Genomic DNA, 24884 nt, shown 5'->3' with positions numbered 1-24884 from the left:
CCGTAATGTGAGACTTGGCGCCCTCGCGGAACCGGTCCGAAACCATTATCTTGCCCTACATCTTCCGCTAATGGACGGACGCATGACAAACCCTGCCACGACCTCCCTGCTCGACCGCGCCAATCTCGATCGCGACCAGGTTCGCAGCGAGGTGGCGCGCGGGCTCGCTGGCGCCGACGACGGTGAGCTGTTCCTGGAATACAGCCAGACCGAAGCGCTGATGTTCGACAACGGGCGTCTGAAGCAGGCGACCTACGACACCTCGCAAGGGTTTGGCCTGCGCGCGGTCAAGGACGACGCGGTCGGCTACGCGCATTCCTCCGACGTGTCGCTGCCCGCGCTGATCCGCGCCGCGGACGCGGTCGCGGCCGTGCGCGGCGGCTATTCCGGCAGCTTTGCGTCCCCGCCCCCGCGTACCAATGTGCGCCTCTATGGCGACGACAATCCGCTGGACGCGCCGGGCTTCGAGACAAAAGTCAAACTGCTCGCCGAGATCGACGCTTACCTGCGCGACAAGGATCCTCGGGTGCGGCAGGTCAGCGTCAGCCTGGGCGCAACCTGGCAGGTGGTCGAGATCCTGCGGCCCGACGGCGAGAGCTATCGCGACATTCGCCCGCTCGTGCGCGTCAACGTCTCCGTCGTCGCCGGCCAGGGCGATCGCCAGGAGAGCGGCAGCAAGGGTTATGGCGGCCGGGCCGGCTATGCCGAATTCATCGAGAGCAAGAACTGGCGCGACGCCGCCGATGGCGCCCTGCGCGAAGCCCTGGTCAACCTGGAATCGATTCCGGCGCCGGCCGGCGAGATGGACGTCGTGCTTGGCGCCGGCTGGCCCGGCGTGATGCTGCACGAAGCGGTCGGCCATGGCCTCGAGGGCGACTTCAACCGCAAGAAGACGTCTGCATTCGCCGGCTTGATGGGCCAACAGGTCGCAGCCAAGGGCGTCACCGTGGTCGACGACGGCACGATTGCCTCGCGCCGCGGCTCGCTGTCGATCGACGACGAGGGCACGCCGACCAATCGTACCGTGCTGATCGAAGACGGCATTCTGGTCGGCTACATGCAGGACCGCCAGAACGCACGCCTGATGAACATGAAGCCGACCGGCAACGGGCGCCGCCAGGGCTATGCCCACGTGCCGATGCCGCGCATGACCAACACCTACATGCTCGCGGGCGACCGCGATCCGGCCGAGATCCTCGCCTCGGTGAAGAATGGCGTGTTCGCCGCGAATTTCGGCGGCGGCCAGGTCGACATCACCTCGGGCAAATACGTGTTCCAGTGCACCGAGGCCTACAAGATCGAGAACGGCAAGCTGGGCGCCCCGCTGAAGGGCGCCATGCTGATCGGCAACGGGCCGACCGACCTGCACCGGATCCGCATGATCGGCAACGACCTTGCGCTCGATACCGGCATCGGCACCTGCGGCAAGAACGGCCAGGGTGTGCCCGTCGGCGTCGGCCAGCCGTCGCTGCTGATGGAACGCATCACGGTGGGTGGAACGGGCGCATGAGCGTTGAAGAAAAGGTCACTGTCACGCCCAAGCGTAAGAGCAGCGGCTGGGGCGGACAGATCGTTCAGCTCGCCGGTATCGTCGCCGCCGTCTTCATCGCCAAGGGCGCGCTCGCCGAGCCGTTCTACGTGCCGTCGGGCTCGATGGAGCCGACGTTGCTGATCGGCGATGCGCTGCTCGCCTCGAAATTTCCCTATGGCTACGGCACCTCGTCGCTGCCGATTCAGATCAGCCTGCCCGAGACCGGGCGCGTGTTCGCGGAGACGCCGAAGCTCGGCGACGTCGTGGTGTTTCGCTGGCCCGGCGATCGTTCGCAGGCCTGGGTCAAGCGTGTCGTGGGACTGCCGGGCGATCGCATCCAGATGCGGCAGGGCCAGCTCTTCATCAACGACCGCCCCGCCGAGCTCAAGCCGGACGGCGTCGGTGCGGCCGAGGACGACAATGGCGGCAGCGAGCCCGCCTACCGTTATGTGGAGAAGCTGCCGAACGGCGTCTCGCACCTGATCTTCAAGATGCGCGACAACGGTCCGCTCGACAATACGCCGGAAGTGACGGTGCCATCAGGCCATCTGTTCGTGCTCGGCGACAACCGCGACAACTCCTCTGACAGCCGCGTGCCGCTGCGGTCCGGCGGCGTCGGCCTGTTGCCGATCGACAATCTGATCGGCCGTGCGGACGCGGTGCTCGGCTCCTGGGATCTCGGCATGCGCGGCCAGCCGGTGTGGACCTGGCTGTCGGGATTCAGGCTGGCACGGTTCTTCACCGCGGTACATTAAGTCACCTCATTGCACGACGATGAACCGTGACGAATTCCTCGCGCTCGCGCTGAGAAATCCCGTCAACGTCGCGATCATCGATGAACTGCATCGCCTCGGGCTGCCAGATGCCTGGCTGGTTTCCGGATGCCTGGTGCAGACCGTGTGGAACGTGCTCACGCGCCGCCCGATCGATCACGGCATCGCCGACTATGACGTGTTCTATTTCGATCCCGACACTTCGTGGGATGCGGAGGACGCGGTCATCCGCAAGCTGCACGCGCGGCTCGCGCATCTCGGCGTCAAAGTCGAGATCCGCAACCAGGCCCGCGTGCATCTGTGGTACCCCGCCAAGCACGGCTTGCCCTATCCGTCCCTGAGAAGCTCGAGAGAAGGCATCGATCGCTTCCTGACGCAGAACACGCAGGTCGGCGTCCGGCGCGCAGGAGATGGTTACGAGGTCTACGCGCCGCATGGGTTTGACGATGTCGTAGGGTTGATCGTGCGGCCAAATCCAAGCCCGAATTTTTCAGCGGCGAACTACGCGGCAAAGGCCACGCGATGGCGGGCGCTGTGGCCGGAGCTCACCGTGATCGCCACAGAGTGAGATCTCGTAGGTGATTGTCAGTGAGAGATCGCAGGTGGGCAAAGCGTAGCCTGCCCACTCGTCTGTCGTCATATCGCAAAGATCGTGGGCACGGCGCTTTGCGCCTTTGTCCACCCTACGGCAGCGCCGACGACGAAGAGAGCGGAGCTTATCTCACCACGCCCGAGGTAAATCCCGCCTTGCGGCGCGGCGGCTTGATTTCCTTTTTCAGGAAGCAGCGCGCCTCACGTCCGGTGTAGCCGGGGCGGGCATAGGTGAAGGCGCGGCATTTGTTGTCGGCGGTGCACGCGGCCTTGCAGGCCTCGACGCCCTCCCCCTCCTTCAGCTCGAAATTGCGCAGATCACCGCCGGGACGGTCGATCGACGTCTCCACGCCCTCGACCCGCGGCTCGATCACGCCGGCGCCGCGCACACCGGAGATGCAGCAACTGCCCGGCACGCGCGCCGGCACGGTGTTCTTCAGCCAGCACACCGCCGAACCGCCTTCGACGTCGGGATAGTTGAAGCTCCAGGAACGGCAACGGCGGTCACGCTCGCACAGCAGCGCGCAATCCTCGGGATCGCCTGAGGCGACCGGTGAGCTGAAATAGTCGCCGCCGGGCCGATCGAACGCAGTCTGGGCGCGCGCCGGCGCGCTCGCGCATGCGAGCGAGAGCAGCGTGACACATGCCACGACGCTTGGCAGGACCTTTGCCATGACGGCGCCGGACAGGCGGCCCTTCCCCATCGGAACAGCTTTCGAGTTATTGACGACGCTCAGGTTTTTTCAGCCGGTCATTTGATCGCCGCAAACCTGTATGGGCGATGAACGGCTGAAATCCCGAGCGGCGGCCTACCGCCTAGAACGCGTATTCGGCGTAGGCCGGTTCCACCGAGCCCTTCCAGGGACCGTTGAACTTGTCCAACATTTCCTCGGCCGGGGTCCGGCCGGAATCGATGATGCGGTCGAGCGGCTCCAGATGCCGCGTTTCGTCGCGACCGAGCTGGTCGATGCGGCCGCGCCGACGCAGGCCCGCATGTGCCAGAGCGAGGCATTCCTTGGCGATCTCGAACAGATAGCGGTCCTTGATCCGTGCCTTGAAGCCGAAGCGCGGCACGTCGTCGCGCAGGGCCTGACGCTCAGCCGCGCTCCAGTGCTTGACGATCTCCCAGGCGGCATCGAGCGCGACATCGTCGTAGAGCAGCCCGACCCAGAACGCCGGCAGCGCCGGCAACCGTCCCCACGGGCCGCCGTCGGAGCCGCGCATCTCCAGATAGCGCTTGAGCCTCACCTCCGGGAAGATCGTCGAGAGATGGTTTGCCCAGTCCGACAGGGTCGGACGCTCGCCGGGAAGGTTGTTGTTGCGGCCGTCGAAGAACGCGCGGAACGAGGAGCCCGACACGTCGATGTACTCCTCGCCGCGCTTGACGAAATACATGGGCACGTCGAGCGCGTAGTCGACATAGCGCTCGAACCCCATGCCGTCCTCGAAGGCCCACGGCATCATGCCCGACCGCGCATTGTCGGTGTCGCGCCAGATCTCCGAGCGGAAGGAGAGAAAGCCGTTCGGCTTGCCTTCGGTGAACGGCGAATTGGCGAACAGGGCGGTGGCGACCGGCTGAAGCGCGAGCGAGACGCGCAGCTTCTTGACCATGTCGGCTTCGGAGGAGAAGTCGAGATTGGTCTGCACCGTGCAGGTCCGGTACATCATGTCGAGGCCGTACTGGCCGACCTTCGGCATGTAGTTGGTCATGATCTTGTAGCGGCCCTTGGGCATCATCGGGATGTCCGCGCGCGACCAGGACGGCGTCATGCCGAGACCGAGGAAGCCGATGCCGAGCGGCGTTGCGATCTCGCGCACCTGCGCCAGATGCGCCATCAACTCGCTCTGGGTCTGGTGCACGTTCTCGACCGGCGCGCCTGACAGCTCGAACTGTCCGCCGGGCTCGAGCGAGATCGCACCACCGCCGGTGACGTCGTAGAGGCCGATGATGTTGCCCTTCTCCATGATCGGCTCCCAGCCGAGCAGGAGCTTCATGCCCTCGAGCAACGCGCCGATGCCGCGCGCGCCCTCGTAAGGCACCGGACGGTGGCCTTCGAGCGTGAACGGCGTCTTCTCGTGCTCGGTGCCCATGCGGAATTCGGACGGGTCCTTGCTGCCGGCCTCGAACCACGCGACGAGCTCGTCGCGCGATTGCAGCGGCGTCATATCGATCTGGTCTCGCGCCATATCAAACTCTAATCAAAAGGCGCTTCGACCGAACGCGCGCGGGTGACAGGATGGTCCGCGAACCCACCGGTTGCGCGGACGCGTGGATTTGCCGCGCGATCATCGCGACGGCATGCTTTCGTTGACGCCCGCGGGCGGTAGTTTCATCTCGCCGCACGAGCAGCCCAGGCGGTCGAGCAGCCCGCTGAGCTTGATGGCGTCGGCGTCGGACAGTTTCGAACCGACATACTTCTCGATCGCGGCCGAATAGGCACTCCACATCCGCTTCTGCAACTCGCGGCCGGCTTCCGTGATCTCGACGAATTGGCCGCGCTTGTCGATCTTGCATTCGCGCCGCGACGCCAGGCCCTCGTCGACCAGGCGGTCGATCAGGCGCGAGGTGGAGTATTGCGGGATCAGCATCTGCCGTTCGAGTTCGACCGGCCGCAGCTCGCCCGAGGGCGCCCGCGACAATTCGAGCAGGGCGTCATACCAGGCCAGCGGCGGGAAGCCGGCCTTCTTCAGGTCCTGCTCGACGCAATCGAGCACCCGGCTCGGCACGCGCATCAGGCGGATCCAGGCGGACGTCGCTTCGGTCGATGGTTTGCGTTTCATGGTCCCAGCTCAAGCTCGTCGCCGTCTCTTACCCCATTTGATGCAGCTGCATCAATCTTGACTATTCCAAGCAGCTGCATGTAATCGCAGTTTCGGCCGAACCAAGCTTCAAGAGAAGGAAATTCCATGAAACTGTATTATGCGCCCGGTGCCTGCTCGCTGTCCCCCACATAGCGCTCCTGGAAGCCGGCCTGCCCTATGAGCTGGTCAAGGTCGATCTCCGGGCCAAGACGCTCGAAAATGGCGAGGATTATCTGAAGCTGAACCCCAAGGGCCAAGTCCCTGCGCTGGGCCTCGACAGCGGTGAGATCGTGACGGAAGGCCCGGTGATTGTCCAGATGATCGCCGATCAGGCTTCAGCCAAGGCGCTGGCACCGGCCCACGGCAGTTCCGAGCGCTACAAGCTGCTGGAGTGGCTGAATTTCCTCACGTCCGAGGTGCACAAGAGCTTTGGTCCGCTGTTCGCGCCGGCCCTCAACGACGAAGCCAAAGCCTTCTTCAGGGATCGCGTCATGGGCAAGCTGAAATACATCGACAGCCAGCTCGCCGGCCGCGACTATCTCATGGGCAAGCAGTTCACGGTGGCCGACGGCTATCTCTTCACGATGCTCACCTGGGGCGACCGGATGAAGTTCGACCTCTCGGCGATGCCGAACCTCGCCGCCTACAAGGCGCGCGTCGCGGCGCGGCCTCAAGTGCAGGAAGCCCTGAAGAAGGAAGGGCTGGTCCAGGCGAAGTAAGGCCGGGGCTCAACATACGAGATGATGGAAAGGCCGGATCAATGATCCGGCCTTTCATTTGTGCGTAGCCCGGATGGAGCGCAGCGCAATCCGGGGGTCCGGCCCCCGTCAGGCCGCCGCCTTCTTCGGCGCGAAGCGGCCGTAGAAGGTTTCGCCCTTCGCGGCCATCTCCTCCAGCAGCTTCGGCGGCGTGAAGCGCGAGCCGTATTTCGCCTCCAGCTTGTGGCAGAGCTCGACGAACGTCTTGGGGCCCATGAAGTCGATATAGGACAGCGTGCCACCGGTGAACGGGGCGAAGCCGAAGCCGAGGATGGAGCCGACATCCGCCTCGCGCGGATCGGTGATGACATGGTCCTCGACCGTGCGCGCGGCTTCCACCGCCTGCACCACCAGGAAGCGTTGCTTCAGCTCCTCGATATCGAGCGTGTCGGGGTCGAGCTGCTTCGGCTGCAAGGCCGAGAGGCCCGGCCACAGGCTCTTCTGGCCCTTGCCCTTCTCGGGGTAGTCGTAGAAGCCCTTGCTGTTCTTGCGGCCCAAACGGCCCTGCTTCTCGACCATCTCCACCATCAGCTTCTTCTGGTCGGGGTTGATGGCGTTGGGACCGAGATCGGCCTCCGTCGCCTTCATGATCTTGAGGCCGAGGTCGAGCGCGACTTCATCCGACAGCGAGAGCGGACCGACCGGCATGCCGGCCATCTTGGCGCAGTTCTCGATCATCGCCGGCGGCACGCCTTCGAGGAACATCTCGTTGCCCTCGGCGACGTAGCGGCCGACGCAGCGGTTGGCGAAGAAGCCTCTGGAGTCGTTGACGACGATCGGTGTCTTGCCGATCTGCCGGACGTAGTCGAGCGCGGTCGCGAGCGCGAGGTCGCCGGTGTTCTTGCCCTTGATGATCTCGACCAGCATCATCTTCTCGACCGGCGAGAAGAAGTGGATGCCGACGAACTTGCCTTGGTCCTTGAAGCTCTCGGCCAGCGAGGTGATCGGCAGCGTCGAGGTATTCGAGGCGAAGATCACGTCGGGTTTGAGATGTTGCTGTGCCTTGGCGAAGGTCTCGGCCTTGACCTTGCGGTCCTCGAACACCGCCTCGATGACGAGGTCGACGTCCTTCAGCGCGACATAGTCCGCGGTCGGCGTGATGCGCGCGAGCAGCGCCTCGGCATCACCGGGCTTGGCGCGGCCCTTCTTGATCTGCTCCTCGATCACCTTCTGAGCATGCGCCTTGCCCTTGTCGGCGCTCTCCTGGTCGCGGTCGATCAGGACGACATCGAGGCCGGCGCGGGCCGAGACGTAGCCGACGCTCGCACCCATGAAGCCGGCGCCGATCACCGCGATCTTCTTCACCTTGGTCGGGGCTACGTCCTTCGGGCGGCGCGCGCCCTTGTTCAGCTCCTGCATCGACAGGAACAGGCTGCGGATCATCGCGGCCGCTTCCTTCGAGCGCAGCACCGAGGTGAAGTAGCGCGACTCGACGCGAAGCGCCGCGTCGATCGGCAACTGCAGGCCTTCATAGACGCAGCTCATGATGGCGCGCGCGGCCGGATAATTGTCGTAGGTCTCGCGGCGGTAGATCGCGTTGCCGGCCGGGAACATCATCATGCCGGCCTTGGAGAACACCGGGCCGCCGGGCAGCTTGAAACCCTTCTCGTCCCAGGGCGCGACCGCCTTGCCGCCGCCCTTGATCCAGTCCTTTGCGGCCTTGACGAGGTCGGCGGCAGGAACGATGGCGTGGATCAGGTTCAGCGCCTTGGCCTTGTCCACCGTGACAGGATCGCCCTTGAGCAGGATCGTCATCGCGTCCTGCGGCGGCACCAGGCGCGGCACGCGCTGCGTACCGCCGGCGCCGGGGAACAGGCCGACCTTGACCTCGGGCAGGCCGAGGCGCGTCTTGGGATTCTCAGCCGCCACGCGATAGTGGCAGCACAGCGTGATCTCGAAACCGCCGCCAAGCGCGAGGCCGTTGATCGCGGCCGCCCACGGCTTGCCTGAGGTCTCGATCGAGCGCAGCACCTGCGAGAAGCGACGGCTCTGGTCGAACAGCATCTGGTTCGCGGCGGTCTCGCCCTGCTCCTTGAAGACCTTCGCATAGGCCTGGTTCATGCCCTCGAGCATCGACAGATCCGCGCCGGCGCAGAAGGCTTCCTTGGCAGAGGTGATGACGACGCCCTTCACCGCGGCGTCCGCCGTGGTCGCCTTGACGATCGCGTCCAGCTCGCTGGTCGAGGTCTCGTCGAGCACGTTCATCGAACGGCCCGGAATGTCCCAGGTGACGAGCGCGATGCCGTCTGCGTCGGTCTCGACCTTGAAGTTCTTGTACGACATGTTGGTGGCTCCTCGGGCCGCAGCCGGTCTCAGGCGCGGCGGTTGAATTGAGATCTCGTCTTACCCCCTCCCCTTGTGGGAGAGGGTAAGAAGTCAGACCCGCTCGATGATGGTCGCGGTGCCCATGCCGCCGCCGATGCACAGCGTGACGAGGGCGGTGGACTTGTTGGTGCGCTCGAGCTCGTCGAGCACGGTGCCGAGGATCATCGCACCCGTGGCGCCAAGCGGATGGCCGAGCGCGATGGCGCCGCCATTGACGTTGATCTTGGCGTTGTCGATGTCGAAGGCCTGGATGTAGCGCAGCACGACCGAAGCGAAGGCTTCGTTGAGCTCGAACAGATCGATGTCCGACTTCTTCATGCCCGACCGCGCAAACAGCTTCTCGGTGACGTCGACCGGACCGGTCAGCATCATGGCCGGCTCGGAGCCGATATTGGCGAACGCGCGGATCTTTGCACGCGGCTTCAAGCCGTATTTCGCCGCCGCGTCCTTGCTGCCGAGCAGCACGGCGCCGGCGCCATCGACGATGCCCGACGAATTGCCGGCATGGTGTACGTAGTTGACGCGCTCGATCTCGGGATGGGACTGGATCGCGACGCCGTCGAAGCCGCCCATCTGCGCCATCATCGTGAACGAGGGCTGCAGCTGCGCCAGCGACTGCATCGTCGTCGAGGGACGCATGTGCTCGTCCTTGGCCAGGATGGTGAGGCCGTTGATGTCCTTCACCGGCACGATCGACCTGTCGAAGCGGCCTTCCTCCCAGGACTTCGCCGCACGCTGCTGGCTCTGCACCGCATAGGCGTCGACGTCGTCGCGCGAGAAACCGTATTTGGTGGCGATCAGATCGGCCGAGACGCCCTGCGGCATGAAATAGGCCGGCACGGCCATCGAGGGATCCATCGGCCAGGCGCCGCCGGAGGCGCCGATGCCGACGCGGCTCATCGATTCGGCGCCGCCGCCGATCACCAGCTCATGCTGGCCGCTCATCACCTGCGCGGCAGCGAAGTTCACGGCATCCAAGCCCGAAGCGCAGAAGCGGCTGATCTGCACGCCGGGGACGGCTTCGCCGAGACCGGCTTTCAGCGCGGCGAAGCGCGCGATGTCGGAGCCGGCCTCGCCGACCGGATCGACCACGCCGAGCACGACGTCATCGACGGAATCCTCGGGCAGGTTGTTGCGGTCCTTCAGCGCCTTCAGCGGCACGGTCGCGAGCGCGAGCGCGGTGACTTCGTGCAGCGCGCCGTCCGCCTTGCCGCGGCCGCGGGGGGTGCGAACGTGGTCGTAGATGAATGCCTCAGGCATGACGCCCTCCTGGTATGATGTTCGATACGATTGGGAGCAGGCAGCGGAAGCAGGCTCAGAATGCTTCCGCCGGCAATTCCATGATGGTGGCGCAGCCGGCCTGGATGCGCGCGAGATTGGCGGCGGTCTCCGGCAGCATCCGCTCCATAAAGAAACGGCCGGTGACCAGCTTGGTCGAGAGATAGGGCGTCGCCCCGCTCTCGGCAATCTTCGCCTGCGTCACCTTGGCCATCTTCGCCCACATATAGCCGAGCGCGACGAAGCCGAAGAGATGCAGGTAATCGGTTGCGGCCGCGCCGGCATTGTCAGGCTTGGCCATCGCGTTCTGCATCAGCCAGGTCGTCGCCTGCTGGAGATGGCCGAGCGAGGCCGAGAGGGGCGTGATGAAGGGCTTGAGCGCCTCGTCGCCGCCGTTCTCCTTGGCGAAGGCCATGACCTCGCCGAAGAACGCCATGATGGCGCGGCCGCCGTCGCGCGGCAGCTTGCGGCCGACGAGGTCGAGTGCCTGGATGCCGTTGGCGCCTTCGTAGATCATCGCGATGCGCGCATCGCGCACGAACTGCTCCATGCCCTGCTCGGCGATGTAGCCGTGACCGCCATACATCTGCTGTGCCTGCACCGCATTGGCAAAGCCGTAATCGGTGAGGAAGCCCTTCAGCACCGGCGTCATCAGGCCCATGTGGTCGTCGGCGGCCTGGCGGTCCTTCGGATCTTCGGAGCGATGAGCGACGTCGCTCTTCAGCGCGGTCCACATCACGAAGGCGCGCGCGGCCTCGTTGAAGGCGCGGATCGAGAGCAGCGTGCGGCGCACGTCGGGATGCACGATGATCGGATCGGCCTGCTTGTCCGGCGCCTTGGCGCCGGTCAGCGCGCGGCCCTGGATGCGCTCGCGGGCATAGGCGACCGCGTTCTGATAGGCGACCTCGGACTGTGCAAGGCCCTGCACGGCGACGCCGAGCCTCGCCTCGTTCATCATCACGAACATGCCCTGCATGCCCTTGTTCTCTTCGCCGATCAGCCAGCCGGTGGCGTTGTCGTAGTTCATCACGCAGGTCGAATTGCCGTGGATGCCCATCTTGTGCTCGATCGAGCCGCAGACGACGCCGTTGCGGGCACCGACTGAGCCATCCGGATTCACGAGGAACTTGGGCACCACGAACAGCGACACGCCCTTGATGCCGGCGGGCGCGCCCTCGATGCGGGCGAGCACGAGGTGGATGATGTTGTCGGCGAGATCGTGCTCGCCGGCGGAGATGAAGATCTTGGTGCCGGTGATCTTGAAGCTGCCGTCGGCCTGGCGCACCGCCTTGGTGCGGAGCATGCCGAGATCGGTGCCGCAATGCGGCTCGGTCAGGTTCATGGTGCCGGTCCATTCGCCCGCGACCATCTTCGGCACATAGGTCTTCTTCTGCTCGGGCGAGCCATGAACGATCAGCGCCGCGGTCGCACCCATGGTGAGGCCGCCATACATCGAAAACGCCATGTTGGCTGAGATCTGGAATTCGTTGACGGCCTGGCTCAGCGTCACCGGCAGCCCCTGCCCGCCGAACTCGGTCGGCGCCGACAGGCCGAGCCAGCCGCCCTCGGCGACCTGCTTGTACGCCTCCTTGAAGCCCTTCGGCGTGGTCACGCTGCCGTCGTCGGCGCGCTTGCAGCCTTCGAGATCGCCGACGCGGTTGAGCGGCTGCAGGACCTCTTCGGCGAGCTTGGCGGCTTCGCCGAGGATGGCTTCGCGCACGTCGCTCGACGCATCGGAGAAGCCGGCGAGATTATCGTAGCGGTCGATCTGGAAGACGTCGTTGAGCAGGAAGTTCACGTCTTCGACGGGGGCTTTGTAGATCGGCATGGTGGTCTCCCGGCATGGGGCTTGAAGGGACGATGTTGGGCTTATGATCGGGCGGCGGCAAGCTGCTCGGCCATCAGGCGGTGCAGCATGTTGATCGCCTTGAGCGGACGCACCATCACCTTGAAATGGGTGATGCGTCCCTCGGCATCGAAACTGATGATATCGACGCCGTTGATCTCGATGCCGTCGATGACATTCTTGAATTCGAGCACGGCGCCATTGTCGCTGCGCCATTCACCGACATAGGTGAAGCCGGGGCCGCCGAGCACCTTCTCGGCGCTGGAAAGGTATTTGAAGGTGATGTCGCGCCCGCGCTGCGGCGAATGCACGACGGGGCTTTCGAACACGGCGTCGGGATGCAGGAGGTCCCAAAGCGCGGCGCGGTCGTGAGACTTCATGTAGGCGTACCAGGAATCGAGGCCGGTCATTCTCGGTGCCTCCCTAAAGGCCTGGACAAAAAAACGCGAAAACAACCCCATGCACAGTAGCGAGGCAATTGATTTCGCTGGACTTTTCGGGTCGAATCTTTCGTCCGGCCCGATGTATCCCTATATGCACATTGACGCATATGCGCCAATACGCATAAAGTCAAGCATGATGGTCGAGGTTGAAACAAGGAGGCCGGGTATGGCCCTGGGCGACGCGATCCTCGCATGCCTGACGGAACGTCCGATGACGGGCTACGAGCTCGCCAAAACATTCGATTCCTCGATCGGCTTCTTCTGGAAGGCCGACCATCAGCAGATTTACCGCGAGCTCTCCAAGCTGCGCGACCGCGGCCACATCCAGGGCCGCGAAGTCGTGCAGACGGGTAAGCCCAACAAGCTGGTTTATACGCTTACTCCGGAAGGGCGAACAGCGCTGCGGCACTGGGCCGCGCGACCAAGCACGCCAGCCTCGACCAAGGACGACCTGCTGGTCCGCCTCCATGCCCTCGACAGCATCGACATCGAGCCGTTGCGCACCGACCTGATGGCGCGCCTGGAGCACCATCGCGACCGCCACGCCAATTACGAGCGCATCCTGAAGAAGCGCTTTCCGGACGGCACCGCCGAGGGAAGGCTCGACCTCGGCAACCTGCTGCTGCTCCGCCTGGGCGCCCGCCACGAGCAGATGGTGGCCGACTTCTGCGAGGAGACGCTCGCCGCGCTGTCGGCAATGAGCGGCAAGGGGACTGTGGTGCCGCTGGAGGACAGCAAGCGCGAGAAGGGCTGAAGGGCACCACGTTGCACGAGCCTCTCGCCGCCGCCTCACCGCCATCGCAGCGAAGGCGGGCGATCCAGCATTCCAGAGACGGCGTGGCCAGAATCGAGAAGGCGCGACAAACTGGATGCCCCGGTCAAGCCGGGGCATGACAGCGGTAGCGATGGCGAGATCGCCGATCCATCGCGGGTTCCCCCGCCCAACTTTAAGACAGCGGTGCCGCATTCCTTAACCCGTTATTTACCGTAACGGACAAAAGTCGGTTTTCGAGGCAGACGACCCGCGCCAAATTCGGTTGTGTTTGCAACTGGCACGCGTGGGAAGGCTGGAGGCGTCGGGTGGGCGCCGGAGTCGGAACCGGACAGAGTCATGAATTCGCGCGTATCGTGGAGTGTTGACGGCATCGACCCATCCGTCCGGGAGCGGGCCGAAGCTGCTGCGCGCAGAGCCGGCATGTCACTCAACGATTGGCTGAATTCCACGCTCGGCGAGACCGCCCCGCCAGATTTTCGCGGACCTTATGACCAGCGTCCGCACCACATGCCGCAAGCACCGAGTCAGGAAAGCCGCGAAGTCGCCGACATCCACCAGCGGCTCGACGCGATCACCCAGCAGATCGAACGCATCTCCAAGCCCGCGCAGCGCCAGGACACTTCAAGACAGGACGCTTCGCGACAAGACCCTTCACGGCAAGACGTCTCACGCGAGCAGGGCGTCGCGCGCCAGCTCAACGATGCGATCTCGCGGCTCGACGCGCGGCTGTCGCAAATCTCCAAGCCGCAGCAGCCTCCGGCGCCGCGGCCGGCACCTTCATCTTCACCTGCGCCGTCTCCCGTCGAGACGCGCCAGCGACAGGCCGACGCGGTCGAGCGCGCGGCAGCGCAGGTCTATCGCAACTCCCCTCCCCTGAGCCCGGCTTCGTTCGACGTCGCCGTCGCCGAGATCACCGCGCGGCAGAGCGAGCTCGACGGCTTTACGCCCAGGCAGATGCCGCCGCGTACCGCGCCCTCCATTGCGCCCCATGCGGCTGCCTTCGCGCCCCCCATGACACCAATGGCGGCGCCACCCGCGCCTGCCTATGCTCCGCCGCCACAGCAGGCGGGGCCGGATTTCTCGTCGCTCGAGCGTCATCTGCTCAAGATCACGAGTCAGATCGAGTCGCTGCAGCGCCCCGACAATACCGAGCAGGCGATCAACGCCTTCCGCAGCGAGCTCGCCGAAATCCGCACCGCCATCACCGAGGCGATGCCGCGGCGCGCGATCGAATCGATCGAGAACGAGATCCGCTCGCTGCATCGGCGGATCGACGAGACGCGTTCGAGCGGCACCGACGGCCAGGTCCTGTCGGGCATCGAGCACGCGCTGTCCGACATCAAGCAGGTGCTGCGCACGCTGACGCCGGCGGAGCAGCTCACCGGCTATGACGAGGCGATCCGCAATCTCGGCGCCAAGCTCGATCTGATCCTGCGCGCCAATGACGATCCCTCGACGGTGCATCAGCTCGAAAGCGCGATCGCGGCGCTGCGCGGCATCGTCTCCAACGTCGCGTCCAACGAAGCGCTGGCCCGCCTGTCCGAAGACGTGCAGCTGCTGTCGTCCAAGGTCGACCAGGTTACCCGCGCCTCCGGCCAGGGCGACAGCTTTACGGTGCTCGAGCAGCGCATCGCCGCGCTCACCGCGGCGCTGGAAACGCGCGAGCGGCCCCAGCCGTCCGAAAGCACCGAACATCTCGAATCTGCGATCCGCGCTCTGTCGGACCGCTTCGACCGCATGCAGGTCGGCAACGATTCGGCCTCGACCTTCGCGCATCTCGAACAGCGCGTCTCGTATCTGCTGGAGCGGATCGAAGCCGCCTCCGACCCGCGCAACGGCAATTTGAGCCGCGTCGAGGACGGGCTGCACGACATCCTGCGGCACCTGGAGCGGCAGCAGGCAACTTACTCTGCGCTGGCGGAAAGCCGCAGCTCCGTGTCGCCTGCCGATTCCGGCATGGTGGATCTCGTCAAGCGCGAGCTGTCCGACATCCGCTTCAACCAGGCCGAGACCAACCGCAGCACCCAGGACTCGCTCGACGCCGTCCATAGCGCGCTCGGCCACGTGGTCGACCGCCTCTCGATGATCGAGGGCGATCTGCGCGCGGTGCGGACCGCGCCGCCGGCCCCTGCGCCGCAGCCCATGCCCATGGCGATGGCCGCTCCCATTGCCCCTGCCATGGAGGCCGCGCCTGTCGCGCGCGAGCCGCGGCAGCAAGCACAGCAGCCGAAATACGATCCCAAGCCCGAACTTCCGAATCCCGCCGCGCAGCAACAGGCACAAGGCGCCTTCGCCGCTGCGCCGCGTGAATTCCATGCCGCGGCCCCTGCCCCGCCGCCGGTGCCCGCGCCGATGGCGTCGCAAGTCGCACCACCCTTGCCGCCGCGCGCGATCAGCGAAATCCTGGAGCCGCACACGGCGCCCGCGCGCGCCGCGCTCGCCCCGGAATTGCCGCCGGATCATCCGCTCGAGCCGGGCACACGGCCGGGCGGACGCGTCGCATCGCCGTCGGAACGTATCGCCGCCTCCGAGAGCGCGATCAGCGGCATCCCCGCTGCTGCGAAAGAGCCGGTCTCCTCGTCGAGCTTCATCGCCGCCGCCCGCCGTGCCGCCCAGGCCGCCGCAGCGCAGCCGGAAAAGCCGGCGCGCGGTGCCAAGGGTGGCGCGAAGGCCGGCGCAGATCGCGCCAAGGACAAGGACGGCGGCTCGACCATCACCTCGAAGATCCGCTCGCTGCTGGTCGGCGCGAGCGTGGTGGTGATCGTGCTCGGCACTTTCAAGATGGCGATGAATCTCCTGGAGGGCAGCCCGACGCCGGCACCTCAGGCCATGGACAACACCTCGAGCCAGCCCGCTCCGCCGGCCCCGCCGCCGCCGGTGATCGAGAACAAGCCCGCCACGCCCGAGCAGGTCACGCCATCGATGACGTCGCCGACGCCGATCGGACGGCAATCCCAGAACAACGCCGCACCGGCTCCAGCCGCCAACTCGGCCTCGGTCGAGATTCCGACGGCGCCAGCCACGACACCGCCCGCACCTGCGACCAACAGCGACATCACCGGTGCGCTGTCGGGCACGAGCCGCGCCAAGCTCAGTCATATCCAGGTGCCGCCGAGCGAAAAGCTGCCTGACGGCATCGGCGGCCCGGGCCTGCGCACCGCTGCGATGAAGGGCGATGCGACCGCGGCCTACGAGATCGGCGTGCGCTTTGCCGAGGGCAAGGGCGTTGCGACGAATTACGACGAAGCTGCCAAGTGGTACGACCGCGCGGCGCAGGCCGGTGTCGTGCCGGCCACCTTCCGCCTCGGCACGCTCTACGAAAAGGGCTTGGGGGTGAAGAAGGACGCCGACATCGCCCGCCGCTACTACACCCAGGCCGCCGAGCGCGGCAACGCCAAGGCGATGCACAATCTCGCCGTGCTCGACGCCGACGGCGGCGGACGCGGCGCCAACTACAAGAGCGCGGCGCAGTGGTTCCGGAAAGCGGCCGATCGCGGTGTCGCCGACAGCCAGTTCAATCTCGGCATCCTCTATGCCCGCGGCATCGGCGTCGAGCAGAACCTCGCCGAATCCTACAAATGGTTCAGCCTGGCCGCCGCGCAGGGCGATGGGGATGCGTCCGGCAAGCGCGACGACGTCGCCAAGCGCCTCGACCCGCAATCGCTCGCCGCCGCCAAGCTCGCGATCCAGACTTTCAGCGCCGAGCCGCAGCCGGATGATGCCGTCAACGTTCCGGCCCCGAACGGCGGCTGGGACAGCGCGCCGCAGGCGAGCACGAAGCCGGCCGCGAAGGCTGTGGCGACCAAGCGCTCGGCCTCGGCAGCGCACTAAGCGACTTACTGCGCTCTCTCCTCCTGTCGTCGCCCGGCTTGACCGGGCGACCTAGTATTCCAGAGGCCGACGTTAAGAAGCTCGCTCTCACAACAACGGGGGCGGCGTACTGGATGCCCCGGTCAAGCCGGGGCATGACAGTGGAGGAGGTGGTGGAAGCCGCGGCGCGCGGTGAGCAACCACCTGATCTCACATAACACATTCACCACGCCCGAAATTCGCGGTCCCTCCCAGCCGCAAATTCCGCTATTGAGGGGCGCGGCAATCGGTCCGATCGTCCCGCGGGCGTTCCGCGATCGTCGATCCGTCTCGCCGGCGCGTGGTCCCATGCAGCTCTATCTTCCGATCGCCGATCTTCCGGTCAACGTCTTCCTGGTGCTCGCCATGGGCGCTGCGGTCGGCTTCGTCTCGGGCATGTTCGGGATCGGCGGCGGCTTCCTGATGACGCCGCTGCTGATCTTCATCGGCATCACGCCGGCGGTCGCGGTCGCTTCCGTCACGAGCCACATCGCGGCCTCCTCCTTTTCCGGCGCGCTGTCTTATTGGCGGCGGCGGGCGATCGATCCGGCGCTGGCGAGCGTTCTGCTCTGCGGCGGCGTGACCGGGACAGCGCTCGGCGTGTGGACCTTCACGCAGCTTCGCGCGCTCGGCCAGCTCGATCTGATGATCGCGCTCTCTTACGTGGTGTTGCTCACCACCGTCGGCAGCCTGATGTTCTCCGAAGGCCTGCGCGCCCTGATGCGGACCCGGCGCGGCGCGCTGCCGCCGCGGCGCACCCACAACTGGATCCACGGCCTGCCGCTGAAGATGCGGTTCAAGCGTTCGAAGATCTATCTCTCGGTCATTCCCATCGTGGTCGTCGGCGTCATGATCGGCTTCATCGGCGCCATCATGGGCATCGGCGGCGGCTTCATCCTGGTGCCGATCATGATCTATCTCTTGCGGGTGCCGACCTCGACGGTGATCGGGACCTCGATGGTCCTGACGCTGGTCACGATGCTGTTCGCGACCATGCTGCACGCGGTGACCAACCACCTCGTCGACGCCGTGCTGGCGCTGATCCTGATGGTCGGCGGCGTCACCGGCGCGCAGTTCGGCGTCCGTGCCGGGCAGAAGATCCGCGGCGAGCAACTGCGGCTGCTGCTGGGACTCTTGATCCTCTCGGTCGGAATCCGCTTCGCGATCGAGCTGGTGATCCGCCCCGCGGATCTCTTCACCATCCGTGAGCTCGGAGTTACCGGATGACGCGCGCGCTCGTGGCGGCTCTTCTCGTTCTGCTGGCCTGCGGCGCCGCGCGCGCCGAGCGGCTGATCGTGTCGGTCTCCAACCACCGCGTCACGGTGACCCCGAACTATTCCGGCGAGGAGCTGGTGCTGTTCGGCTCGGTCGAGAAGGACGCGACGACTCCCGCCGATCGCACGGCTTATGATCTCGTGGTCACCGTGATGGGCCCGCGCGCCGACATGGTGACGCGGCGCAAGGAGCGCACCTTCGGGATCTGGATCAACACCGATTACCGGCAGTTCCTGCAGGTACCGAGCTATCTGGCACTGTTCGCCAACCGCCCCTTCGACGCGATCACCTCGCCCGAGATCGCGCGACGGCAGCAGATCGGGCTGAACAACGTGCTGCTGACGCAGCGGGTCAGCGGCGACTTTGCCGACGTGGTGCCGAACGATGCGTTTCGCTCGGCCTTCATCCGCCTGCGCACCCAGCGCGGGCTCTACCGCGAGGATGGAAGCGCGGTGACGTTCCTGACGCCGACGCTGTTCCGCACCGGCATTCCATTGCCGGCGGAGGTGCCGATCGGCACCTATGAGGTGGAGATCAAGCTGTTTGCGAACGGCGCGTTCATCGGCAAGACCGAGACCGCGTTCGAGATCGTCAAGGTCGGCTTCGAGCAGTTCGTCGCCACCACCGCCAGGCAGAACGGGCTGATCTACGGCCTCGTCACCGCGGCAATGGCGCTGATGACGGGCTGGATGGCGTCGATCGTATTTCGGAAGGATTGAGACGGTCATTCCGGGGCGCGCGCAGCGCGAGCTATGGTGCGCAATTGCGCATCTGAGAATCCATTTATCCGCGGAGTTGGTGGCCCGATGGATTCCGGGCTCGACGCTTCGCGTCGCCCCGGAATGACGACCCTCACGGCGCCTCGACCACCGTCGGCACGCCCGGCTCCAGCAGGCGCAGCCGTGGTCCGAAACCGAGCGCGTCGAACGTCTTGCGCAGATCCTCGCTGTTCTGGCGGAAATGCGCCCAGCCTTCAGTGTGCACCGGCACGATCATCGCATTAGGAAAGGCGCGCGCGGTCTCGATGGTGTCGTTGGTATCCATGGTGAGATGGAACGGCCCGCGCGTCTGCGCAGCGCCGGCGAAGGGCAGCACCACGCCGCATTTGAAGCGGCGCGCGACTTCAGCGACGCCGTCGAACCAGGTGGTGTCGCCGCTGATATAGACCGAAATCGTGTCCTTGCGGCTCGAGGACACCACAAAGCCGATCACGTCGCCCGACAGCGGCTCGATGCCGGCCGGGCCATGGCGCGCCGGCGTTGCGGTGATGGTCAGCGTGTTGCCGTCGCGATCCTTCAGATGCGAGGTCGCCCAGGGCGCAAGGCCCTCGACATGGCCGCCGAGGCGCTTTGCGCCCGCTTCCGTCGTCAGCACGCGCTTGACCTTATGGAGATAGTCGCGGCCGGAATTGTCGAGATTGTCCGAATGCTGGTCATGGCTGAGCAGCACGGCATCGACCAGGCCGATCGCATCGGGCTTCAACGCGGGGCCGATGGTCTTCTCCAGCTTCACATGCGGGAGCTGGTAGGCGCCGGGCGCATCGAAGGTCGGATCGGTGAGGAGGCGGAAGCCATCGATCTCGATCAGCGCAGTGGGGCCGCCGATCAGGGTGATGGAAATGGGCATGATGAACTCCTGTTACGAGACGGGCCTCGCCGGCCGCGTCACGAGATAGATGCCGAGCGCGACCGGGATGATGCCGAGGAGGTCGCGGGCCTCGACGTGCTCGCCGAGCACGAGATACGCGAACAGCATGCCGAGCGGCGGCATCAGGAAATGATAAGCGCTGGCGGCGGTCGCGCCGCACACTTTCAGGAGATGAAACCAGAGCCAGTAGGCCAGGATCGAGCCGCCCAGCACGAGGAATGCAAAGGCGCCGATCAGGCCCGGCGTGAAATCGATCGCGTGAATGTCGGCGAAGGTCAGCGCGACCGGCGTCAACACGACGCCGGCAGCGAGATTTTGCACGCCGTTGCCGATCCACAGGGAGCCCTTCGGCGCGAGCAGCTTGAACAGGATCGTGCCGGCGACGAGCGAGGCCAGAGAAGCCAGCGTGAAGGCGATGCCGTGCAGGGAATCCGTGCCCACCGACAGGCGATGCCAGACGATCGCGGTCACGCCGATGATGCCGAGCAGCAATCCGCTTGCCTTGCGCCAGGTCATGCTTTCGCCAAGCAGCAAGGCCGCCAGCGCCGCGGTGAAGACCGGATTGGCCGACACGATCAGGCCGCCGAGGCCGGCGGAGACGGATTGCAGGCCCGTGTAGCCGAGGCCGAGATAGAGCGCGTTGTTTGCGATGCCGAGCACGGCGAAGATCACCGCATCGCGCCAGGATAGCGACCAGGTCTCGCCGCGGAGCAGCGTGGCGCCCAGGATCAAGATGCCCGCGAGCGAGAAGCGCGCGGCAAGCAAGATCAGCGGCGGACAATGGGTGACACCGATCTTGCCGGCGACGAAGGCGTAGCTCCAGAGCAGGCAGAACAGTCCGATGGCAAGCGGCAGCGTGTTGAAACGGCGGCCGGGAACCGACATCGAGGGGGCGAGCGACATGCGGGCATTCTCCTGAAACCTCGATCTAGGGAGGCCGCTTGTCATTTGGAAATTAAATGATTAACTCAGATCCAGTGGCATTTCGAATGGAGGCGGCCATGCTCGATCTCGAGCTGCTGCGCAGCTTCGTCTCGGTGGTGGAGGCCGGCGGCTTCACCCGCGCCGGCGAGCGCGTCCATCGCACGCAATCGACCGTGAGCCAGCAGATCAAGCGGCTGGAGGAAGACGTCGGCCAGGTGCTGCTGCATCGCGACGGCAAAAACGTGCGCCCGACCGAGGCCGGCGAGCGGCTGCTCTCTTATGCGCGACGGCTGCTCTCTCTGGCCGAGGAGGCGCGCGACGTGCTGCGCCAGCCTGATGGCGAAGGTGCGATCCGGCTCGGAATTCCCGAGGATTTCGCGGCATACCGGCTGACCAAATTGCTGGGCGCGTTCTCGCGCTCGCATCCGGGCCTGCGGCTCGACGTGCGCGCCGACCAGAGCAAGCACCTTGCGCGCGATCTCGAGCGCGGCGAGCTCGACCTCGCGCTGTTCAAGCGTGCGGCCGGCGAGAACGGCGCCATCGCGGTGTGGCCGGAGCGGGTGCACTGGGTCACCAGCAAGAACCATCCGGTCGATGTCCACGCGGCGTCCGTACCGCTGATCGGCTTTCCGACCGGCTGTCTCTACCGTGCCGGCGCCATTCACGCGCTGGAAAGCGCCGGCCGCGCCTGGCACATGGCCTATTCCTCATCGAGCCTCTCCGGCATCCAGGCCGCGGTGGCCGCCGGCATGGGCCTCAGCATCCTGTCGGAGATGTCGATCCAGTCCGACCACCGCGTGCTGACGGCGAAGGATGGTTTTGCGCCGATCGACAAGACCGAGGTCGCGCTGATGGCTTCGCCGGACGCGAGCCCGGCAACGCTGCGGCTTGCGGGTCGTCTCGCCGAGTTTTGCGATGCGGTGCAGGCCAAGGCGGCTTGACGCCGGCTTGCGCCGCGCGATGGCCACCGCCGCTCAATTCGCCGCGGACATCAGCCTGTCGCCGCACGCACTCGCATGAAACTTGCCGCCGCATTGGCGCTTGATGGCGGCGCAGCGGGCCGCGGGCGATGCATTCTGCGGGACCGTGAAGCCGCAGCTCAGGCCGTCGGCGCTGCGCCCGGGCTTGCCGGCGGCAAACGCGGCACTGGAGGCGCTGATGCAGACGACGAGCAGGGCCGCCGCGGCGATTTCGATCAGCAGTCTCATGAGGATGTTCCTCCACACTGATGGCTGAATTGATCCGCAATCTAGCACCGAATCCCGGTTTCTCCGTGCTCGTCCGGGTTCCCAAAGCGGCCCATTCCTTGCATAAATTGACGCCAGCGCAGTGCACGGCCGCGCCGGTGACGATTCCGGTGCAGGGGCAGGACGCGTAGGGTGAGTAGTGTTCTTTCGACCAGGAAGTGACGGCTTTGCAAGATCAATCGTTCCAGCCCAGTTTTCCCGCCTCCACGCAGCCCATCGACGAACTCGCGCTGGCTGAGATCAAGGGCGCGATCCTGGCGAAGTTGCGCCTTGCCATCGGCAAGGATGCCGGCATGGCAACCAGGCACGATTGGTATCTGGCCGCTGCGCTCACGCTGCGCGACCGCATCGTGCATCGCTGGCTCACCGCGGAGAAGCACAGCTACGACGCAGGCCGCAAGCGCGTCTATTATCTCTCGCTCGAATTCCTGATCGGACGCCTCTTCAGCGACGCGCTCAACAATATGGGCCTTTTGAAGATCTTCGAGGTCGCGCTCGGCGATCTCGGCGTCTCGCTGCCGGAGCTGCGCAAATGCGAACCGGACGCCGCGCTCGGCAATGGGGGCCTCGGGCGGCTCGCAGCCTGCTTCATGGAGAGCATGGCGACGCTGTCGATCCCCGCGATCGGCTACGGCATCCGCTACGATTACGGCCTGTTCCGCCAGATCATCAACCAGGGCTGGCAGCAGGAATATCCGGACGAATGGCTGAGCTTCGGCAACCCTTGGGAATTGCAGCGGCCCGAAGTGATCTACGACATCAATTTCGGCGGCGGCGTCGAGCATGTCGACGACAAGGGCCGCGACCGCGCGATCTGGCATCCGGCCGAGACCGTGCAGGCGATCGCCTATGACACGCCGATCGTCGGCTGGCGCGGCCAGCACGTCAACGCGCTCCGCCTGTGGTCGGCGCGCTCACCCGATCCGCTCAAGCTGGATGCCTTCAACAAGGGCGACTACGTCAGCGCCAGCGCCGAGCAGTCGCGCGCCGAGGCGATCTGCAAATTCCTCTATCCGAACGACGAGAGCCCGGCGGGCCGCGAGCTGCGGCTGCGTCAGGAATATTTCTTCGTGTCGGCCTCGCTTCAGGATCTGGTGAAAAGGCATCTTTCCTCCGACGGCCAGCTCCGCAGCCTGTCGTCCAAGGTCGCGGTGCAGCTCAACGACACCCATCCGAGCCTCGCCGTCACCGAGCTGATGCGCATCCTCGTCGACCTCCACAATTTCCGCTGGGACGAGGCCTGGAAGATCACGGTCGCCACGCTCTCCTACACCAACCACACGCTGCTGCCCGAGGCGCTGGAGACCTGGCCGGTCGAGCTGTTCGAGCGGCTGTTGCCGCGGCATCTGGAGATCATCTACCGCATCAACGTGCAGCATCTGGCGCTCGCCGAGGCGCGCTGCCCCGGCGACATCGACTTCCGCGCCTCGGTCTCGCTGATCGACGAGAAGAGCGGTCGCCGCGTGCGCATGGGCCAGCTTGCCTTCGTCGGCTCGCACCGCATCAACGGCGTCTCGGGGATGCATTCGGACCTGATGCGCGAGACCGTTTTCCACGACCTCAACCATCTCTATCCCGGCCGCATCACCAACAAGACCAACGGCATCACCTTCCGCCGCTGGCTGATGCTGGCGAACCCGAAGCTGACCGATCTGTTGCGCGAGACCTGCGGCGAGGCCGTGCTCGACGACCCGACCCAGCTCTCGCTGATCGAAGCGCGCGCCAGCGACGTCGAATTCCAGAAGAAATTCCGCGCCGTCAAGCTCCACAACAAGACCGCGCTGGCGCGCCTGATCGGCGAGCGGCTCGGCATCAAGGTCGACCCGACCGCGCTGTTCGACGTGCAGATCAAGCGTATCCACGAATACAAGCGCCAGCTCCTCAACGTCATCGAGACGGTCGCGCTGTACCAGGCGATCAAGGACGACCCCAACGGCAACTGGGTGCCGCGGGTGAAGATCTTCGCCGGCAAGGCCGCGGCGAGCTACAAATACGCCAAGCTGATCATCAAGCTGATCAACGACGTCGCGGAAGCCGTCAACAACGATCCGGCGATCGGCGGCAAGCTCAAGGTCGTGTTCCTGCCCGACTACAATGTCAGCCTGGCCGAGGTGATCATTCCAGCGGCCGACCTTTCCGAGCAGATCTCGACCGCCGGCATGGAAGCCTCCGGCACCGGCAACATGAAGCTGGCGCTCAACGGCGCCATCACCATCGGCACGCTCGACGGCGCCAATATCGAGATCCGCGACCATGTCGGCGCCGAGAACATCGCGATCTTCGGCATGGAGGCCGGCGACGTGATGATCCGCCGCAAGCAGGGGCTCGACGCCTCCGACGTGATCCGCAGTTCGCCGAAGCTGCAGCGCGCCATCAATGCGATCGGCGCCGGCGAATTCTCGCCCGGCGATCCCGGCCGCTTCGAATCCATCGCGCACGCGCTGCGCTATCTCGACCATTACATGGTCAGCGCCGATTTCGATTCCTATTACGAGGCGCAGCGCAGCGTCGATGCGCGCTGGCTGGTCTCGCCGGCATGGACCCGCGCCTCCATCCTCAACGTCGCGCGCATGGCGTGGTTCTCCTCGGACCGCACCATCCGCGAATACGCGGAGGAGATCTGGAACGTGCCGGTCAATCCGACCACGCCGCAGCTGCCGAATTTGCGCGACGTCGCAGGCTGATTTTCCGCAGCGTGGAAGTGGCGTTACGCCTTGGGTAATTGCGCAACGACGCAATGACTGCGATATGACGACCGTCATTCCGGGGCGGCTCGCAGAGCCGAACCCGGAATCTCGAGCTTCCGGGTTCGATGCTCCG

20 protein-coding genes and 1 pseudogene are annotated in these 24884 nt (G+C 65.6%); 11 read left to right on the top strand and 10 right to left on the bottom strand.

Annotated features, from left to right (window positions below; all coding sequences use genetic code 11):
* Positions 1 to 82 precede the first annotated feature (82 nt).
* The 3 genes from tldD to ACFDR6_RS14755 are packed head-to-tail and all read left to right on the top strand — an operon-like array spanning position 83 to position 2872.
* Positions 83 to 1510, top strand: coding sequence for a metalloprotease TldD (tldD, locus tag ACFDR6_RS14765; protein WP_212079697.1), 1428 nt, complete (start codon positions 83 to 85; stop codon positions 1508 to 1510).
* On the top strand, positions 1507 to 2286 hold the full coding sequence (lepB, locus tag ACFDR6_RS14760; RefSeq protein ID WP_212079696.1) for a signal peptidase I: 780 nt from the start codon (positions 1507 to 1509) through the stop codon (positions 2284 to 2286). The genes tldD and lepB overlap by 4 nt, the downstream gene beginning before the upstream one ends.
* A 19-nt stretch (positions 2287 to 2305) precedes the next feature.
* Positions 2306 to 2872 (top strand): nucleotidyltransferase family protein, encoded by a 567-nt coding sequence (locus tag ACFDR6_RS14755; protein WP_375858724.1) that lies wholly within the window; start codon positions 2306 to 2308, stop codon positions 2870 to 2872.
* Positions 2873 to 3020: 148 nt separating this feature from the next.
* On the opposite strand, the gene ACFDR6_RS14750 is transcribed toward ACFDR6_RS14755, so the two are convergent.
* The 3 genes from ACFDR6_RS14750 to ACFDR6_RS14740 form a co-directional block, all read right to left on the bottom strand.
* Positions 3021 to 3599, bottom strand: a complete 579-nt coding sequence (locus ACFDR6_RS14750; RefSeq protein WP_375858723.1) for a PAN domain-containing protein — start codon at positions 3597 to 3599, stop codon at positions 3021 to 3023.
* Positions 3600 to 3711: 112 nt separating this feature from the next.
* Complete coding sequence (locus tag ACFDR6_RS14745; RefSeq protein WP_212079693.1) at positions 3712 to 5082, bottom strand: glutamate--cysteine ligase; 1371 nt, start codon at positions 5080 to 5082, stop codon at positions 3712 to 3714.
* Positions 5083 to 5181: 99 nt separating this feature from the next.
* Positions 5182 to 5676 (bottom strand): MarR family winged helix-turn-helix transcriptional regulator, encoded by a 495-nt coding sequence (locus ACFDR6_RS14740; protein WP_212079692.1) that lies wholly within the window; start codon positions 5674 to 5676, stop codon positions 5182 to 5184.
* Positions 5677 to 5802: 126 nt separating this feature from the next.
* Between ACFDR6_RS14740 and gstA the strand changes: the two are divergent.
* Positions 5803 to 6416 (top strand): annotated as a pseudogene (gstA, locus tag ACFDR6_RS14735) (glutathione transferase GstA).
* Positions 6417 to 6524: 108 nt separating this feature from the next.
* Here the strand turns inward: gstA and ACFDR6_RS14730 are convergent.
* The 4 genes from ACFDR6_RS14730 to ACFDR6_RS14715 all read right to left on the bottom strand — a co-directional run bounded on the left by ACFDR6_RS14730 (position 6525) and on the right by ACFDR6_RS14715 (position 12314).
* Positions 6525 to 8738, bottom strand: a complete 2214-nt coding sequence (locus ACFDR6_RS14730; RefSeq protein ID WP_375858722.1) for an FAD-dependent oxidoreductase — start codon at positions 8736 to 8738, stop codon at positions 6525 to 6527.
* Positions 8739 to 8831: 93 nt separating this feature from the next.
* Positions 8832 to 10040 (bottom strand): acetyl-CoA C-acetyltransferase, encoded by a 1209-nt coding sequence (locus tag ACFDR6_RS14725; RefSeq protein WP_317242130.1) that lies wholly within the window; start codon positions 10038 to 10040, stop codon positions 8832 to 8834.
* 55 nt (positions 10041 to 10095) lie between these two features.
* A complete protein-coding gene (locus tag ACFDR6_RS14720) occupies positions 10096 to 11886 on the bottom strand; it encodes an acyl-CoA dehydrogenase C-terminal domain-containing protein (protein WP_212079688.1) in 1791 nt (596 codons plus the stop codon).
* A 41-nt stretch (positions 11887 to 11927) separates the two neighbouring features.
* Positions 11928 to 12314: a nuclear transport factor 2 family protein gene (locus ACFDR6_RS14715; protein WP_375858721.1), complete on the bottom strand. Its 387-nt coding sequence runs from the start codon at positions 12312 to 12314 to the stop codon at positions 11928 to 11930.
* Positions 12315 to 12513: 199 nt separating this feature from the next.
* On the opposite strand from ACFDR6_RS14715, the gene ACFDR6_RS14710 reads away from it, so the two are divergent.
* From ACFDR6_RS14710 to ACFDR6_RS14695, 4 genes are all read left to right on the top strand, one after another.
* Positions 12514 to 13101, top strand: coding sequence for a PadR family transcriptional regulator (locus ACFDR6_RS14710; RefSeq protein ID WP_212079687.1), 588 nt, complete (start codon positions 12514 to 12516; stop codon positions 13099 to 13101).
* Between the two features lie 357 nt (positions 13102 to 13458).
* A complete protein-coding gene (locus ACFDR6_RS14705; RefSeq protein WP_375858720.1) occupies positions 13459 to 16953 on the top strand; it encodes a tetratricopeptide repeat protein in 3495 nt (1164 codons plus the stop codon).
* Positions 16954 to 17280: 327 nt separating this feature from the next.
* Positions 17281 to 18198: a sulfite exporter TauE/SafE family protein gene (locus ACFDR6_RS14700; RefSeq protein WP_317242127.1), complete on the top strand. Its 918-nt coding sequence runs from the start codon at positions 17281 to 17283 to the stop codon at positions 18196 to 18198.
* On the top strand, positions 18195 to 18965 hold the full coding sequence (locus ACFDR6_RS14695) for a TIGR02186 family protein (protein WP_212079684.1): 771 nt from the start codon (positions 18195 to 18197) through the stop codon (positions 18963 to 18965). Before ACFDR6_RS14700 ends, ACFDR6_RS14695 begins: the two co-directional genes overlap by 4 nt.
* Before the next feature lie 133 nt (positions 18966 to 19098).
* On the opposite strand, the gene ACFDR6_RS14690 is transcribed toward ACFDR6_RS14695, so the two are convergent.
* Positions 19099 to 19872: an MBL fold metallo-hydrolase gene (locus ACFDR6_RS14690; protein ID WP_375858719.1), complete on the bottom strand. Its 774-nt coding sequence runs from the start codon at positions 19870 to 19872 to the stop codon at positions 19099 to 19101.
* A gap of 12 nt (positions 19873 to 19884) precedes the next feature.
* Positions 19885 to 20796, bottom strand: a complete 912-nt coding sequence (locus tag ACFDR6_RS14685) for a DMT family transporter (RefSeq protein WP_375858718.1) — start codon at positions 20794 to 20796, stop codon at positions 19885 to 19887.
* A 98-nt stretch (positions 20797 to 20894) separates the two neighbouring features.
* Here ACFDR6_RS14685 and ACFDR6_RS14680 point away from each other — a divergent pair, with 98 nt between their 5' ends.
* Positions 20895 to 21758, top strand: coding sequence for a LysR family transcriptional regulator (locus ACFDR6_RS14680; protein WP_317242124.1), 864 nt, complete (start codon positions 20895 to 20897; stop codon positions 21756 to 21758).
* 33 nt (positions 21759 to 21791) lie between these two features.
* On the opposite strand, the gene ACFDR6_RS14675 is transcribed toward ACFDR6_RS14680, so the two are convergent.
* Positions 21792 to 22025, bottom strand: coding sequence for a hypothetical protein (locus ACFDR6_RS14675; RefSeq protein ID WP_212079680.1), 234 nt, complete (start codon positions 22023 to 22025; stop codon positions 21792 to 21794).
* A gap of 20 nt (positions 22026 to 22045) precedes the next feature.
* Here ACFDR6_RS14675 and ACFDR6_RS14670 point away from each other — a divergent pair, with 20 nt between their 5' ends.
* Positions 22046 to 22195 carry a hypothetical protein gene (locus tag ACFDR6_RS14670; RefSeq protein ID WP_375858717.1) on the top strand — a complete coding sequence of 50 codons (150 nt, stop codon included), beginning with the start codon at positions 22046 to 22048 and terminating at the stop codon, positions 22193 to 22195.
* 36 nt (positions 22196 to 22231) lie between these two features.
* A complete protein-coding gene (locus ACFDR6_RS14665; protein WP_375858716.1) occupies positions 22232 to 24748 on the top strand; it encodes a glycogen/starch/alpha-glucan phosphorylase in 2517 nt (838 codons plus the stop codon).
* The last annotated feature ends 136 nt before the right edge of the window (positions 24749 to 24884 follow it).

This window comes from Bradyrhizobium tunisiense (assembly GCF_042263385.1).
GTDB classification, from domain to species: domain Bacteria; phylum Pseudomonadota; class Alphaproteobacteria; order Rhizobiales; family Xanthobacteraceae; genus Bradyrhizobium; species Bradyrhizobium tunisiense.
The sequence above is the reverse complement of the archived record's forward strand: the minus strand, read 5'-3'. Positions and strand labels throughout refer to the sequence as shown.